12 protein-coding genes are annotated in these 15,792 nt (G+C 62.1%); 11 read left to right on the plus strand and 1 reads right to left on the minus strand.

Annotation, left to right across the window (positions count from 1 at the left end; all coding sequences use genetic code 11):
* Positions 1–176: 176 nt before the first annotated feature.
* From ileS to DCO57_RS04355, 5 genes are all read left to right on the plus strand, one after another.
* Positions 177–3,137 (plus strand): isoleucine--tRNA ligase, encoded by a 2,961-nt coding sequence (gene ileS / locus DCO57_RS04335; RefSeq protein ID WP_116697610.1) that lies wholly within the window; start codon positions 177–179, stop codon positions 3,135–3,137.
* Positions 3,138–3,159: 22 nt separating this feature from the next.
* A complete protein-coding gene (gene lspA / locus DCO57_RS04340; protein WP_116697611.1) occupies positions 3,160–3,696 on the plus strand; it encodes a signal peptidase II in 537 nt (178 codons plus the stop codon).
* 94 nt (positions 3,697–3,790) lie between these two features.
* The gene (locus DCO57_RS04345; protein WP_133192625.1) at positions 3,791–4,480 is read left to right on the plus strand and encodes a hypothetical protein; all 690 of its coding nucleotides are present in this window, start codon (positions 3,791–3,793) and stop codon (positions 4,478–4,480) included.
* A gap of 311 nt (positions 4,481–4,791) precedes the next feature.
* Complete coding sequence (locus DCO57_RS04350; protein WP_116697747.1) at positions 4,792–6,180, plus strand: pitrilysin family protein; 1,389 nt, start codon at positions 4,792–4,794, stop codon at positions 6,178–6,180.
* Positions 6,181–6,183: 3 nt separating this feature from the next.
* Positions 6,184–7,512, plus strand: a complete 1,329-nt coding sequence (locus tag DCO57_RS04355) for a pitrilysin family protein (RefSeq protein WP_116697613.1) — start codon at positions 6,184–6,186, stop codon at positions 7,510–7,512.
* Positions 7,513–7,729: 217 nt separating this feature from the next.
* Here DCO57_RS04355 and DCO57_RS24050 read toward each other — a convergent pair whose 3' ends face one another.
* Complete coding sequence (locus DCO57_RS24050; protein WP_116697748.1) at positions 7,730–9,280, minus strand: EAL domain-containing protein; 1,551 nt, start codon at positions 9,278–9,280, stop codon at positions 7,730–7,732.
* Positions 9,281–9,751: 471 nt separating this feature from the next.
* On the opposite strand from DCO57_RS24050, the gene DCO57_RS04365 reads away from it, so the two are divergent.
* The 6 genes from DCO57_RS04365 (at position 9,752) to DCO57_RS04390 (ending at position 15,520) form a co-directional block, all read left to right on the plus strand.
* Entirely contained in the window at positions 9,752–10,321 is a 570-nt protein-coding gene (locus DCO57_RS04365; RefSeq protein ID WP_133192626.1) for a hypothetical protein, read from the plus strand.
* Between the two features lie 145 nt (positions 10,322–10,466).
* Positions 10,467–11,972, plus strand: coding sequence for a sigma-54 dependent transcriptional regulator (locus DCO57_RS04370; RefSeq protein WP_116697615.1), 1,506 nt, complete (start codon positions 10,467–10,469; stop codon positions 11,970–11,972).
* A 262-nt stretch (positions 11,973–12,234) separates the two neighbouring features.
* Positions 12,235–12,723 (plus strand): hypothetical protein, encoded by a 489-nt coding sequence (locus DCO57_RS04375; RefSeq protein ID WP_116697616.1) that lies wholly within the window; start codon positions 12,235–12,237, stop codon positions 12,721–12,723.
* Positions 12,724–13,015: 292 nt separating this feature from the next.
* A complete protein-coding gene (groES, locus tag DCO57_RS04380) occupies positions 13,016–13,303 on the plus strand; it encodes a co-chaperone GroES (protein WP_068407444.1) in 288 nt (95 codons plus the stop codon).
* A 56-nt stretch (positions 13,304–13,359) separates the two neighbouring features.
* Positions 13,360–15,003: a chaperonin GroEL gene (groL, locus tag DCO57_RS04385; protein WP_116697617.1), complete on the plus strand. Its 1,644-nt coding sequence runs from the start codon at positions 13,360–13,362 to the stop codon at positions 15,001–15,003.
* 304 nt (positions 15,004–15,307) lie between these two features.
* Positions 15,308–15,520, plus strand: coding sequence for a SlyX family protein (locus DCO57_RS04390; protein WP_116697749.1), 213 nt, complete (start codon positions 15,308–15,310; stop codon positions 15,518–15,520).
* Positions 15,521–15,792 lie beyond the last annotated feature (272 nt).

The raw sequence follows: 15,792 nt of genomic DNA on the forward strand, positions 1-15,792 counted from the left end.
CCGGACCAACGGTGACCGCAATTTCGCGAATTACCTGCCCGGCCTTCGGCTGACGCGGCCTGCGCGGCGCCAGGGACCGGGTTCCTCCAGTTTCACGATGCCGCCTGACGTCGGGCCGGCACCCATCCGCAGACAGCTCACGGGCCCCATGCCCGGACGACCGGATCGAATTGACGATGACCGAGACAGACAAACGCGACTATTCAAAAACCCTCAACCTGCCGCAGACCGAATTTCCCATGCGGGCCGGTCTTCCCAAGAAAGAGCCGGAGATCCTGGCGCGCTGGGAAAAGCAGGGCATCTACAAAAAGCTGCGCGAACAGGGAAAGGGCCGGGACAAGTTCATCCTGCACGACGGCCCTCCCTATGCGAACGGCAACATCCATATCGGCCACGCCCTCAACAAGACGCTGAAGGACATCGTGACCCGGTCCATGCAGATGATGGGCTACGAGAGCAACTATGTTCCCGGCTGGGACTGCCACGGCCTGCCGATCGAATGGAAGATCGAAGAACAGTATCGCGCCAAGGGCAAGAACAAGGACGAGGTGCCGATCAACGAATTCCGCAAGGAATGCCGTGAATTCGCCGAGCACTGGGTCGATGTCCAGCGCAAGGAATTCAAGCGGCTCGGTATCGAGGGCGACTGGGACAATCCTTATCTGACCATGCGTTTCGAGAGCGAGGCGATCATCGCGCAGGAGCTGATGAAGTTCGCCATGTCCGGCCAGCTTTACCGGGGGTCCAAGCCGGTGATGTGGTCGGTGGTGGAAAAGACCGCCCTCGCCGAAGCGGAAATCGAGTACCAGGACTACAAGTCCGACACGATCTGGGTGAAGTTTCCGGTGGTCACGGCGGGGGGCAGCGATGACGCGGCCGTCGAAGAGCTTCTGGACGCCGCCGTCGTCATCTGGACGACGACGCCCTGGACCATCCCCGGCAACCGGGCGATCAGCTATTCCTCGCGCATCGCCTACAGTCTCTACGAAGTGACGCAGGAAGGCCTTCCGGACGACAACTGGGTTCAGCAGGGCGACAAGCTGATCCTGTCCGACGCACTTGCCGGCGATGTCTTCAAGAATGCCCGGATCACCGACTTTGCCCGTGTGCGCGCCGTCACCGCCGACGAACTGGCAACGCTGACCTGTGCCCATCCTCTGGCGGGCATGGACCTTGGCGGCTATGAATTCGACATTCCCCTGCTCGACGGCGATCACGTCACGGACGATGCCGGCACAGGCTTCGTGCACACCGCGCCGGGCCACGGTACGGACGATTTCGAGATCTGGATGGACAACCGCGCCGCACTGGAAGCGCGCGGAATCGACACGGCCATCCCCTTCACGGTCGCCGATGACGGGTTCTATACAAAGGACGCGCCGGGGTTCGAGGGCTGCGAAGTCATCACCCACAAGGGGGAGAAGGGCAAGGCCAACAAGGCTGTGATCGAGAAGCTGAAGGAAAGCGGCAACCTGATCGGCCTCGGCCGCCTCAACCACTCCTATCCGCACTCCTGGCGGTCGAAGAAACCGGTGATCTTCCGCAACACGCCGCAATGGTTCGTCCATATGGACAAGGCGCTGAGCGGCGAAGGCGACACATTGCGGACCCGCGCGCTGAAAGCCATCGACGAGACACGGTTCGTTCCCGGAAGCGGCCAGAACCGCCTGCGGTCGATGATCGAGAACCGCCCGGACTGGGTGCTGTCGCGCCAGCGGGCCTGGGGCGTGCCGATCACGGTCTTCATCCACAAGGAGAGCGGTGAGATCCTGAAGGACGAGGCGGTCAACGCCCGCATTCAGGATGCGATCGCCAGCGAAGGCGCGGATGCCTGGTTCGCGGAGGGCGCGAAGGAGCGCTTCCTCGGCAAGGACTATTCCGGAGCCGACTGGGACATGGTCACCGATATTCTCGATGTGTGGTTCGATTCCGGCTCAACCCATGCCTTCGTTCTGGAACAGCGTGAAGACCTGAACCCGAAACGCAAGCCCGCGGGCGGCAATGACTACGTGCTCTACCTGGAGGGCTCCGACCAGCACCGCGGCTGGTTCCATTCCTCGCTGCTGGAAAGCTGCGGCACCCGGGGTCACGCCCCCTACGATGCGGTGCTGACCCACGGCTTCACCATGGCCGAAGACGGACGCAAGATGTCCAAGTCGCTCGGCAACCAGGTGTTTCCGCAGGACATCATCAAGCAATACGGCGCGGATATCCTGCGCCTGTGGGTGGCATCGACCGACTACTGGGAAGACCAGCGCCTCGGTCAGGAAATCATCAAGACCAATGTGGACAGCTACCGGAAGCTGCGCAACACGCTGCGCTGGATGCTCGGCTCCCTGGCTCATGCAACCGGCGAAGAGGTCGCCCATGCCGACATGCCCGAGCTGGAACGGCTGATGCTGCACCGGCTGGTGGAACTCGACGCCATGGTCCGCGACGCCTATCGGGAGTTCGACTACAAGAAGATCTTCCATCAGCTCTTCACCTTCATGACGGTGGAACTGTCGGCCTTCTATTTCGATATCCGCAAGGATGCGCTCTATTGCGACGCGGCCTCCTCGGTACGCCGTCAGGCCTCGCTTTTCGTGATCGGCAAGATATTCGACTGCCTCGTTACCTGGCTCGCGCCGATGCTGCCCTTCACGATGGACGAGACATGGACCTCGCGCTACGGGGACGACAGCTGCGTCCATCTGGAGCAGTTCCCTGTCGTTCCGGCACAGTGGAAGGACGACGCGCTGGCGGCCAAATGGGCGAAGATCAAGACCGTGCGCCGGGTGATCACCGGCGCGCTGGAAATCGAACGCCGGGAAAAGCGGATCGGCTCGTCCCTCGAGGCCCATCCGGTCGTGCATGTCACCGATCCGGACCTGATGGCGGCACTCGAAGGCAGGGACATGGCGGATATCGCCATCACCAGCCAGCTGACACTGTCGGCCGACCCCGCTCCGGAAGGTGCCTTCACGCTGGACGACACCAAGGGCGTTGCCGTCGTTCCGGGTCTGGCGGAAGGACGCAAATGCGCCCGTTCCTGGAAGATCCTGCCGGAAGTCGGATCGGATCCGGACTATCCGGACGTGACCCTGCGCGACGCCGAGGCCCTGCGGGAATGGGACGCGGCCCATGGCGCCGCATGAGGCGTCAGACCGGCGCCCCGGGATGAGTGAACCGCACGGAACACCTGAACAACAGCCGAAGCAGCCCCTCTTGTGGGGCCGCTTCAGTTACCTTGTGCTGCTGGTCGCGCTGGCCGGTCTCGTTCTCGACCAGGCAACGAAACTGTGGCTCGTGCATGGTTTCGGACTGGCGGAAAACGGTCCGGTTCAGCTCCTGCCGGCCGTCGATATCGTTCTGGTATGGAACCGCGGCATCTCCTACGGGCTGTTCCAGCAGCACAGCGATCTGGGGCGCTGGCTGCTCGCCGGACTGACGGTGGTCGTTACCGTGGGACTGTGGGTCTGGTCCAGCCGTTGTCACAGCAGGCTGGTGGCTCTTTCCCTGGCACTGGTCATCGGCGGAGCCCTCGGCAACGGCATCGACCGGCTGGCATTCGGCGCCGTCGTCGACTTCGTGCATTTCCACCTCGGCAGCTTTTCCTGGTATGTCTTCAACCTGGCAGATGTGTGGATCGTTGCGGGTGTGGCCGGTCTCCTGTATGACAGTGTCCGAAGTGGTCCTAATTCAGCCGCAAAATAGCGGTTTATGGCAGGATTGACGGTTTGTCGGCAGAGCTCTGCCGGTATGTGAACGAGAATTCGGGGAGTCTGCCGTGCTGCGGGCGAATGTTGCTTTGGTGAAGAAATCTGCGGTGCTGGCAATTCTTGCCGGACTGGCCGCCTGTCAGGCTGCGGACGGAACAAGCCAAGCCCCCGACGTGGCCATTGTCAATTCGGTGATGAAGGGCCTGGGTGCCGTCGATCCGAATGAAAAGCCGATCGACTACAAACCCCGCGCGCCTCTGGCGATGCCGTCCGAGCCCACGAAGCTTCCGGAACCGGAGACGAATGTCGCCGGCGTCAATTCCGCCGACTGGCCGAAGCAGCGCGAAAACCAGCAGCTCACCGAAATTCAGGAGCTCTATGCCAGTTCGGGCAAGGTGGGCAGCATGAACAGCGAGCCCCTGTCGCCCGAGCAGATGCGCGGTTTCAAGATCACCGGCGTCACCGGTCAGCCTCGGGACGTGGAAGCGGAGCGCCGTGACGCATATATCTCCGAGGGCAGCAAGCTCACCCGTGCCGAACAGCAAGAGGAATGGGAGCGTCTTCAGAAACTGAAGGCGCAACAGGCCGGTCTTGACCAGAATGGCCTTGCCACACGCAAATTCCTGACGGAACCGCCCACCGACTACAGCACGCCCTCGCCGGATGCGCCGATGCCGGAAGTGGTGAAGAAAAGCAAACGTGCGGGCAATCGCGACATTTACGATTCCAAACCGCTGGATCCGCGGTGTCTGGAAGGCGATACCGAATACTGCAACTGACCCGCCGGCCTTTCATGACGAAATTGTAATGAGACCTTCGGGCTCGCCTTCCTATATGGAAGGGGGAGCCCGGAGGTCTTTTTTGCATTTGATCTGCTGAAGACCGGCCACCGGCTGCAAACAGGAAAATCGGATCCGCCGACGCCGCCGAATTCGAAGACCCCAGACCTGCTGCTGCCGCATCTGTTCCGGACAGCAGCGGGCACAAAGACAAGAAACGGAAGCTGCACGTGACCCTGCCCAACAAGATGTGTCGCCCCTCCCTTCGCACCCGGCTGAAACGATCCGCAGCCCTGCTGCTGCTCCCGGCCATGCTGCTGGGAGCCGTTCCCCTGTTTCCGGCCGATACGGCGCGCGCAGAGATCGCTGCGGATGGCCCGCTGATCATCGCTCCCAACCTGGAAAGCTTCACCCTGGACAACGGGCTGCAGGTCGTGGTCATCCCCGACCGGCGGGCTCCCGTCGTCACCCACATGATCTGGTACAAGGCCGGGTCGGCAGACGAGCCGGAAGGCCAGTCCGGCGTCGCCCATTTTCTCGAACACCTGATGTTCAAGGGCACGAAGAAACATCCCAACGGCGAATTTTCGAAAATCATCTCCGAACGCGGCGGTCAGGAGAATGCCTTCACCAGCACGGACTACACGGCCTATTTCCAGCGGGTCGCGAAACAGCACCTGCCGCTGATGATGGAACTGGAAGCCGACCGGATGGAGAATCTGGTATTGAGCGATGCGGTCGTTGACCCGGAACGTGACGTGGTTCTCGAAGAGCGGCGCATGAGGGTCGACAGCAATCCCGGCTCGCAACTGCGCGAGGCAATGAACGCCATCACCTTCGTCAACCATCCTTACGGCTCTCCGGTCATCGGCTGGCAAAGCGAGATCGAAGCGTTGAACAAGGACTCGGCGATCGCGTTCTACGACCGGTTCTATACCCCCAACAACGCCGTGGTGATCATTGCCGGGGATGTCGATATCGACGAAGTGCGCAGGCTGGCCGCCGATACCTACGGCAAGGTTGCCCGACGGGCGGAACCGGGCGCGCGCGTCCGGCCGGTGGAGCCGCCACTTGCCGGCGAACGGCGCATCGCGGTTTCCGATGCCAGGGTGCGGCAGGAGTCCGTCTCGGAAACCTGGGTCGTGCCAAGCCGCAACACCGGCGCCGGTCATACGCCGGAAGCTCTCGATGTGCTTTCCTATATCCTTGGCGAAGGTCCCTCCAGCCGCCTGCACAAATCCCTGGTCCTGGATCAGAAAGCGGCCATCAGTGCCGGAGCCTTCTACCAAAGCACCGCGCTGGATGACGGCCGGTTCGGGGTCTATGCCACTCCCCGCCCGGGCCACACGCTGGAGGACATGGAACAGCTCATCTCCCGGGAAATTCAGCTGCTTCTGGAAACGGGCGTGAGCGAAGAGGAAGTCGAACGCGCCAAGAACAGCATGATTGCCAGCGCGATCTACGCCCAGGACAGCCAGTCCGGACTGGCCCGCCTTTTCGGCGGCGCCCTGGCCACCGGCCAGACCATCGAGGACATCCAGAGCTGGCCGTCGCAGGTGAAGGCCGTGACAGCGGAGGATGTGCTGGAGGCTGCCCGCGCCTATCTGACCGCGCCGCCGGTCGTCGGGGAATTGCGTACCGCACCGGACGAACCGGCCGCCGCCCTCAGCGAAACAACGCCCCTCAAGGACAAGTCCTGATCCATGACCATGACAACCGTTTTCCGGCATTCCCTTTCCACCCTGGTCCTGGCGCTGGCCGTCATGCTGGGGCTGACCCGGCTCGCAGCGGCCGTGGAGATCCAGAAGGTCACCAGTTCCAGGGGCATTGAAGCCTGGCTGGTGGAAGACCACACGGTGCCCATCATAGCGCTGAACTTTTCCTTCGAAGGCGGGTCAGCACAGGATCCCGAAGGCAAGGAAGGCCTCACCCGGCTGCTCTCGGCGACCCTGGATGAAGGCGCCGGCGACCTGGAGTCCGAGGCCTTCCAGGCACGGATGGAGGAACTGGCGGTCAGCATCAGCTTCAGCACCGGAAAGGACCGGTTCTACGGCAGCCTGCGAACCCTCACCCCGACCCTGCCGGAAGCTGCGCAATTGCTGGCGCTGGCGCTCAACGAGCCGCGCTTCGATGACGTCGCGGTCGAGCGGATGAAGACCCAGCTGTCGGCCCAGGCCCGGCGGAACGAAAGCGACCCGGATGCGATCGCCGGCCGCGCGCTTGCCGAAGCCATGTTCGCAGACCATCCCTATGCCCGCCCCACTCTTGGAACGGCCGAGACGATCGCGGCCCTGAGCCCCGAAGACCTCGCCGCGCAACACGACAGGATCGTGGCCAGAAACGGTCTCACCATCGGCGTCGTCGGCGCGATCGATGCGCAGACGCTCAAATCCCTTCTCGACGATGTCTTCGCACCGCTTCCCGAAACGGGCACACTGGTCGAGATCGCCGATCTGGAGCCGGAGCATGGCAAGGACGTGTTCAAGAACCTCCCGGTTCCCCAGACGACGATCCTGCTGGGACTGCCCGGCGTGACCCGCGACGATCCCGACTATCAGGCGGCCTATGTGATGAACCACATTCTGGGTGCCGGTACCTTCACCTCCTGGATGTACCAGGAAGTGCGGGAAAAACGCGGCCTCTCCTATGGTGCCAGCACGTCGCTCTCGCCCTACCGCCACGCGGGCCTCCTGATCGGCTCGGCAGCCACCAAGGCCGAGCGCGCCGGGGAGACCGTCACGGTCATGCTGGACCAGTTCCGGCGCATGGCGGCAGAAGGCCCCAGCGAAGAAGAGCTCATCTCCGCGAAACAGTTCATCACCGGATCCTATCCCTTGCGCTTCGACAGCTCGGGCAAGATCGCCCGTCAGCTGGTGGCCCTGCAGAATGCCGGTCTCGGCATCGACTATTTCGACCGGCGCAACAGTGAAATCGAGGCGGTGACGCTGGAAGATGTCAAGCGTGTGGCAAAGCGCCTGCTCGCGGACAAGAAACCGACCATCGTAATGGTCGGCCCCAAGCAGGAAGGCTGAGTTTGCGGGCAGTCTCGGGATCCGCTGGATTGCCGGAAGCAGTGGGCGGCCCGGTTGGCCGTTCACGTTTCGCCGGGTCCCGGCGAGCCGATACAAGCGGTTCCTGACCGCCGTCGCGCAGATGGCGTCCGCCCGCGGCACCGGGCCATCGGCTTCCCCGACATCAGGCCATTGCAATGATCGGAAACCTTCCAGCGGACGTGTGTCCCCGCCGATGTCAGCCTGCGGCGGACTTTCTGGGGCCTGGTGCAGGCGTGCCCTGCAGGACCTCCGCCTTGACCGGCCGGGGCGGCGAGAACAGGTTGCCCTGAGCCAGCCTCACGTCATAGTCGAGCAGCTCGAGAACCTGGGACTCGGTTTCCACATGGTCCGTGATCAGCTCCATGCCGTAGCGGTGCAGGAGATCGCCGAAATCGGAAGGGTGAATATGGCCGTGCTTGGCTTCCCGGCGGCCGATGAGATAGTCCGCGTGCAGCTTGCCGTATTTGAAGCCGCGTCCCGCGAGTGAATTGAAGTCCATCTTCATGTCGGAAATCCGGTCGATGGAGAACCGGAAGCCGACGTCGTAAAGCGAACTCAGGCTTTCCAGCTCCAGCGGTCCCATGTCGGCGACATCGGACTGGGAGAACTCGAAAACAAGCGCATCGGCGAAATTCCGGTTGGCCTTGACGAATTCCAGGAAGCCCGGGAAGAAGGTCTCGTCGACCAGCGACTGCGAGGAGATATTGCAGAACAGGACCGCATTGCGGTTGCGCGAGGTCAGTCGGCGGATAACCTGGATCGAGCGGAACAGCAACAGGTTGTCGATACGGGCGACCTGGCCGGACTGAACGGCTTCCGGCAGAAACCGGGCGGCCTCGACAAGATTGCCGGAGGTGTCCCGCAGGCGCGTGTAAGCCTCGTAGTATTTGACCTGGCGCTGCGGCAGGGAGACGATCGGCTGCAGGTGCAGTTCGACGCGATTTGCATTCAGGGCCGAGGCGACCAGCTCGCGCATAGCCATGTCCGGACCTGTCCGGTTCGGCCGCGCCACCGGCCGGTCCGTGGACAGCGGCTCCGGATCGCGAACACCGTTGGCGTAAACTTCCGGTGCGCGGGGAGCATCTTCCCGATCCCTGGGCGCATGGACACCATAGCGACGGTCCAGTTCGGCCATGTCGCGGTGCCCGGTCTCGGGACCGCCGGGATAGGCTGGTGCGGTCGCGCCATTTCCGTCACGGGCGGAGGGAAACTGTCCGTATCCCTGCTGCGGCTCGGCCGTGTGGTCCGGCGCCCCATAGGAAGTGGCAGGATATCCCGGCTGGTGTGCGGGTTGGGCTCCTTGCGCGAAACCGCCCTGTACCGGCTGGGGCCCCTGCGGATAGCGCGGCAGGCTCTGCATCGCGGGCGGCGGCACCAGTGCCTGCTGGTCCTCCACCTTGGTTTCCAGGTCGGCCATGGCTTCGGCCATCTGTTTCACCAGGGTGCCCAGAACCTCCACTTCGGCAAACAGGGGATCGATTTCAGCACGGGTACGGCGGGGAACCGCATGTTCCATACCGGTCAGCCGGCCCTCAAGATTGCCCACATCCTCATCCAGATCGGCCATCCGGTCTTCCAGACGGTCAACCGCCTCGCTGACCGCGCTGCGGTCGCGCGCCCGGCCGATCAGGAGATGCATCAGGATCATGGTGCACATGAGGGCGAGCGAGAGCGAGACGGCCTCGCCAAAAGGACGGCCAAACTGGAATACCAGAACCGTTGCCGATGACAGCGCGATTACGGCCATGCAGATTGCTACGAAAATGGTCCCTGTGCGGCCCATGGAGCGTGACTGTTCCAACTCGAATCAAAAGTTACCCGTTAATCATGCCTTAAGAAACGGCGGCCTCCGAATCCGCAATCTGCTTTGCAGTGTAGAATCCGTGACTTGTCCCCTACTATGGTCGGCCAAGTGGACATTTCCCCCATTTCAATTGCCGCTGCGGACGCTCACATCGTCTCCAGTCCCGCACGTATAAAGCTCCAGCCCCCTCGAAGCACCCTCTTTTGAGCTTTGCATTCGACATCGCCCCTCGCTAAACTTCCGCTAGGTAAGATTGCATCGAAAGCAGCACGTCGTTCAGGGGAGACCGGTATGGAAAAGGCCGGCCAAAAGACATCGCTTCATTTGCATGGAAACGCGGTAGAGGCAATGCAAAGGCGCGGGACCTCCCGGTGGGAGAACCGCTGATGCAGGCCCATGGATGACCCGCGTTACATGCCACAGACGGCGGAATCCGGCGGCGACGGCCTTTCCGACCAGCAGATCCGCAGGGCTCTTGCCAGGACGCTGAAAAGCCCGGAATTTCAGTCCGCGCCCCAACTTCGTGCCTTTCTCAGGTTTGTCGGCACGGCCACGCTCAAAAATGACAGGAACACGCTGAAAGGCTACACGATTGCCGTGGAAGCCCTGGGCCGTCCGGAAGAATTCAACCCGATCACCGATCCGATCGTGCGCGTGGAAGCCGCACGGCTGCGCAGACGGCTGGAAAAATACTATGCCGGCTCCGGATCGCGGGACCCCGTCCGCATCGTTATCCCCAAGGGGAGCTATGCCCCCGAATTCCGCTCCTTGCAGAGCCGTGGGCAGGCCGTATCCCCGGACGCAGCGGACCGGGCCCCGCCAGATCCTGACCCGCCGCGCCCAGGCCCGCCTGACCTTGCCGCCCCCGGCCGGAAGGCGGAAGGCCGGCTGGCGTCCGCCATGGCCTTGCGCGTTCCCCTGCCCGGGGTGCTGGCCATCGCCGCCGCTTGTTTGCTGGCCGGCTATCTGGCCCGGGCCCTGTAATTTTCACCGGTTTCGCACTTTGTCCCGGGGGAAAATGCAAAATGCGCGAACTGACAACGCTTTGTTTACCCTGTTCGGAGAATTATCAGATTGACGAATCTTTCGATTTCCGAATGACCGGTCGAGCGATGGGAGTTACCCAGCAATGGGGAGTAAAGAAGGCAATGCCTTGCCTGTGATTGTACGCGTATTGGACGCATCGGCTTCTGAGGCCGCCCGCACGTCCGCGGTTTGTGCGAAACTGTCTCATCCCTCCACGGACCCCATCCTCTATACGGACTCGGCGTCCTGCCTGCAGGATCTGGCCGACAAATCGACCGACATCCTGGTCATCGATCTGGAAACCATCGGCGGCGACGAGGCACTGGAAGCCTATGCCGTCAGATGTCCCAAGGCGGTTATCATCGCGGTCTCCGCAAGAGGATCGGTGTCACGCGCCGTCAGCGCCATGCGCTCCGGGGCACATGATTTCCTCACCAAGCCGTTTTCGCTGGACGCGCTTGCCACGAAGATAACCTTCCAGCTCGAACAGCGCCGCCCCGTTCCGGCCCCCGCCGCCCCCGCTCGCAGCGCGCCTCAGGAATTTCGGCAGGCCGCCGCAACTCCCGAGCCGCGTCCGGCGAACCGTCCTGACGACGAGGCCCAGGGCGGAATGAACCATCTAATCGGTCACTCGCCGCAAATGCGCGATATTCACGACCAGATCAGGCGCATGGCGCCCTCGCAGGCTCCGGTCTTCATCACCGGCGAATCCGGCACCGGCAAGGAACTGTGCGCAAAGGCCGTTCACGATCTGTCGGAGCGTCGCCCGAGCCGCTTCGTGACACTCAATTGCGCCGCCATTCCCCGCGATCTCATCGAAAGCGAAATCTTCGGCTATGTCCGGGGCGCCTTCACCGGGGCGGTCGACAACCGGGCCGGTGCCGCGGAACAGGCCGACGGCGGCACGCTGTTTCTGGATGAAATCGGCGAAATGGATCTTCTGCTGCAGAGCAAGCTGCTGCGCTTCCTCCAGACCGGCACGTTCCAGCGTCTTGGCGACACGCAATCGCGCAAGGTGGACGCGCGCATCATCTGCGCGACCAACCGCAATCCGGTCACGGAAATCTCCGCGGGCCGGTTCCGGGAAGATCTCTACTACCGGCTTCACGTGCTGCCGCTCCACCTTCCCCCGCTGCGGGAACGCCGCGAGGACATCCTGCCGCTGGCGGAAGCGTTTCTGGACCGCTATTCCCGGGAGGAACGGCGCGGCTTCAAGGGCTTTGACGCAGATGCGGAAGCGCGGATCGTCTCCTATTCCTGGCCGGGAAACGTGCGGCAGCTTGAAAACACCATCCGGCAGATGGTGGTGATGAACGACGGGGCCGCCGTGACATTCGACATGCTGCCGATGGTCATTCGCGACCAGAGCAGCCGTCCGAACGCCATCATCGACCTGTCCCGCGAGCGCTCCCGCACCGCCGCCCCGAGCCGCCCCTTCGGCTCGATCGAGCCGCTCTGGGCTCAGGAACGGCGGATCATCGAGGACGCCCTGGATGCGTTCGACGGCAATATCGCCATGGCGGCGGCCGCGCTGGAAATCAGCCCGTCGACAATCTACCGCAAGCGGCAGTCCTGGATGGAACGCAGCCTCATGCCGCTCCAGTCATGATTTGCCCTTCGGAACCGCCGTATCGACCGCGACAATGGTTTCGCGGGTAAATATTCCCGTACCGGACGCCCTGGCGTTTACCGCATCGCACGCATTTTCTTGTCATGAGCGAGAATTCTGTCTATATCGGCAAAATCGCTAAGAAAAGACAAGACTTAAGGGCGTGCGGGGACCTATGACATTGCTGGCTGGAAGACTTGCCTCCCGGTGGATCCTATCCACCGCTCTCATTGCGGCTGCAACACTGGCAGGTATACTGTCCGTGCAGGCCCAGTCGGGAACCGCCCCTGCCCCTTCACAACCATTCCTGCAGGCCCGCGCCGCCTTCGACCAGGCGTGGGAAAGCTCCGAACTCGCCTTCGACACGGTCACCCTCACCGATGGTGCCAGCCAGGGCTACGGGCACTACACACCGCGCGCCAATGCGTCCTTTGCGGATGGCGAGACCCTCTCCGTCTATGCGGAACCGGTCGGCTACGGCTTCCGGCAGAACGGCGACGAATATGCCTACGAGCTGACGGCCAGCTACCGGCTGCTGACCCCTTCCGGCCAGGTTCTGGCCGAACAGGGCAACTTCGCGACCTTTGCCGGCAGCGGTCGCTCGAAAAAGCGGGAACTGTCGGCTTCGCTCAATTTCCAGTTCAGCGGCCTGCCTGCGGGCGAATACAGGCTGGAAGCCAATTTCACCGACACGGTCGGTGGCAAGCAGGCCGGCTTTACCCTGCCCTTTACCGTGACGGCGGCAAACTGATCCGGCACTGCCAGCCCATGCATATTACTGCCATCTTTTGAAGGCAGTCTGGGCTTATTGATATCCCAGCGGGTGTTTCACCGGCTGCCGCGACCAGCGGCGCATGAATTCTCCTCACGAAGCATTGACAACAGGCACGCGGATGCATAAATCCAAGGCGCCGTTGGCACTCGCCGTGTGGGAGTGCTAATGCGTGACGGGAGGCAAGCAGCCTCCCGTGCAATTCAACCTAATTATCATGTCTCGCGCGCTGCCTAATGCGTGGGGCGCGCTCATGAGAGGAAACAGTCTTATGGCATTTCGTCCACTGCACGACCGTGTCGTTGTTCGCCGCGTAGACTCCGAAGCGAAGACCGCAGGCGGAATCATCATTCCGGACACCGCAAAAGAAAAGCCGCAGGAAGGTGAAATCATCGCCGTCGGTACCGGCGCCCGCAAGGACAGCGGTGAACTGATCCCGCTTGACGTCAAGGCAGGTGATCGCGTCCTGTTCGGCAAGTGGTCCGGCACCGAAGTCAAGATCGATGGTGAAGACCTCCTGATCATGAAGGAATCCGACATCATGGGCGTGATCGCTTAAGTTCCAGCGAACCGCTTCTGATCTCAACCAGTTCCATAAAAAAGTGAGACGACTCCATGTCTGCTAAAGAAGTAAAATTCGGTTCCGACGCCCGTGAGCGCATGCTGCGCGGCGTGGACACCCTTGCCAATGCCGTCAAGGTGACCCTCGGCCCGAAAGGCCGTAACGTTGTCCTCGACAAGTCCTTCGGCGCACCGCGCATCACGAAGGACGGCGTTTCCGTTGCCAAGGAAATCGAACTGGAAGACAAGTTCGAAAACATGGGCGCCCAGATGGTGCGCGAAGTGGCTTCCAAGACCAACGACATCGCTGGCGACGGCACCACCACCGCAACCGTTCTGGCCCAGTCCATCGTCAAGGAAGGCGCCAAGGCTGTTGCCGCCGGCATGAACCCGATGGACCTGAAGCGCGGCGTCGACATGGCCGCTGCAGAAGCCGTCAAGGCTCTGGAATCCGCTTCCAAGACCATCACCACCTCCGCTGAAGTTGCCCAGGTCGGCACCATTTCCGCGAACGGCGACGAGCAGGTCGGCAAGGACATTGCCGAAGCCATGCAGAAAGTCGGCAACGAAGGCGTGATCACCGTCGAGGAAGCCAAGTCTCTGGAAACGGAGCTGGAAGTCGTCGAAGGCATGCAGTTCGACCGCGGCTACCTGTCTCCCTACTTCGTCACCAATGCCGACAAGATGCTGGCCGATCTGGAAAAGCCGTACATCCTGCTGCACGAGAAGAAACTCTCCAACCTGCAGGCCATGCTGCCGATCCTGGAAGCTGTTGTTCAGTCTTCCCGTCCGCTGCTCATCATCGCCGAAGACGTCGAAGGCGAAGCCCTGGCGACCCTCGTCGTCAACAAGCTGCGTGGCGGCCTGAAAATCGCTGCCGTCAAGGCTCCGGGCTTCGGCGATCGCCGCAAGGCAATGCTTGAAGACATCGCCATCCTGACCGGCGGTACCGTGATCTCCGAAGATCTCGGCATCAAGCTCGAAAACGTCACCCTCGACATGCTCGGCACCGCCGAGAAGGTGTCCATCACCAAGGAAACCACCACCATCGTCGATGGCGCCGGTTCCAAGGACGACATCCAGGGCCGCGTTTCCCAGATCAAGGCCCAGATCGAGGACACCACTTCCGATTACGACCGTGAGAAGCTGCAGGAACGTCTTGCCAAGCTCGCTGGCGGTGTTGCAGTCATCCGCGTTGGCGGTGCAACGGAAATCGAAGTGAAAGAAAAGAAAGACCGCGTCGACGACGCTCTGAACGCAACCCGCGCTGCTGTCGAAGAAGGCATCGTCCCGGGCGGCGGCGTGGCCCTGCTGCGTGCCAAGAAGGCTGTCTCCGGTCTGTCTTCCACCAACCCTGACATTGCCGCCGGCATCAAGATCGTTCTGCGCGCTCTGGAATCTCCGATCCGCCAGATTGCTGAAAACGCCGGTGTCGAAGGCTCCATCGTTGTTGGCAAGATCCAGGAAAACGAAGATCCGACGTTTGGCTTCAATGCCCAGACCGAAGAATTCGTCAACATGATCGAAGCCGGTATCATCGACCCGACCAAAGTTGTCCGTACTGCCCTGCAGGACGCAGCTTCCGTCGCCGGTCTGCTGATCACCACCGAAGCCATGGTTGCCGAGCTTCCGAAGAAAGACGCTCCGGCAATGCCGGGTGGCGGCGACATGGGCGGCATGGGCGGTATGGGCTTCTAAGAAGCCCCAGGCTCACAAGTCTTACGGAAAGGGCGGTCCTCGGGCCGCCCTTTTTGCATGCCCGCCGCCCATCACTTCGTTTTGTGCCGCTTTGCGGCACGGGGGAACGGTTCCGGTATTCCGGGCAAGGCAGGTGACATTTTCAAACTCTCGGCAAAATCCGGTGATTGAAATTGTCGTGTCGCTGCAGACACCATATAAGGTCGCCGGGGATTTGCCGTCCCGGATCGGACCGCTTTCGAACGGATGCGGAAAAGCCGATCGTTTCCATCGTGTTCCGCGACCCAACCATCAGGAGGTGCTCATGGCGAATGACCATGAACAGAGGCTGGAAAAGCTCGAGATCATGCTCGCCCACGCGACGCACACGATCGATGAACTCAACACCGTCATCGTCGACCAGGGCAAGAAGATCGACAGGCTGACGCGGCTCTTCGACACCATGAACGATCAGGTGGAAGAACTCATGGAAAACGTCCTGCCCGGCCACCAGATCGAAAAACCGCCGCATTACTGATCGCCGGCGGCCCGCCAGGGGCCGGGGCAGCTGACGGGCAAAGGTTTTCCGGCCGGGAGGTTGCCGCAAGTGCCCGCGACATCACCAATGCGATGTCCTGTCCGGGCCAGGAGCGGGCCCTGCCCGGCAACTGTACCATGGGAGCGCTCTGCCCTGCCTCCCATCACGTGAACGATCAGCTCGAGTTCAGCCGGCGACAAACGGCGCCTCCCGCAACCGCTTCCGGCCCCCTCCCCGCGTGTTTTGACACAGGGCATGGCATAGTGGCGGGG

The organism is Labrenzia sp. 011 (assembly GCF_003075075.1).
GTDB lineage: Bacteria > Pseudomonadota > Alphaproteobacteria > Rhizobiales > Stappiaceae > Roseibium.

Bases quoted from the DNA above. Each gene is read 5' to 3' on its own strand.
- groES (WP_068407444.1), top strand. From the start codon at position 13,016: ATGGCATTTCGTCCACTGCACGACCGTGTCGTTGTTCGCCGCGTAGAC.
- lspA (WP_116697611.1), top strand. From the start codon at position 3,160: ATGAGTGAACCGCACGGAACACCTGAACAACAGCCGAAGCAGCCCCTC.
- DCO57_RS04355 (WP_116697613.1), top strand. From the start codon at position 6,184: ATGACCATGACAACCGTTTTCCGGCATTCCCTTTCCACCCTGGTCCTG.
- DCO57_RS04390 (WP_116697749.1), top strand. From the start codon at position 15,308: ATGGCGAATGACCATGAACAGAGGCTGGAAAAGCTCGAGATCATGCTC.
- DCO57_RS24050 (WP_116697748.1), bottom strand. From the start codon at position 9,280: ATGGCCGTAATCGCGCTGTCATCGGCAACGGTTCTGGTATTCCAGTTT.
- ileS (WP_116697610.1), top strand. From the start codon at position 177: ATGACCGAGACAGACAAACGCGACTATTCAAAAACCCTCAACCTGCCG.
- DCO57_RS04370 (WP_116697615.1), top strand. From the start codon at position 10,467: ATGGGGAGTAAAGAAGGCAATGCCTTGCCTGTGATTGTACGCGTATTG.
- DCO57_RS04350 (WP_116697747.1), top strand. From the start codon at position 4,792: ATGCTGCTGGGAGCCGTTCCCCTGTTTCCGGCCGATACGGCGCGCGCA.
- groL (WP_116697617.1), top strand. From the start codon at position 13,360: ATGTCTGCTAAAGAAGTAAAATTCGGTTCCGACGCCCGTGAGCGCATG.
- DCO57_RS04365 (WP_133192626.1), top strand. From the start codon at position 9,752: ATGCCACAGACGGCGGAATCCGGCGGCGACGGCCTTTCCGACCAGCAG.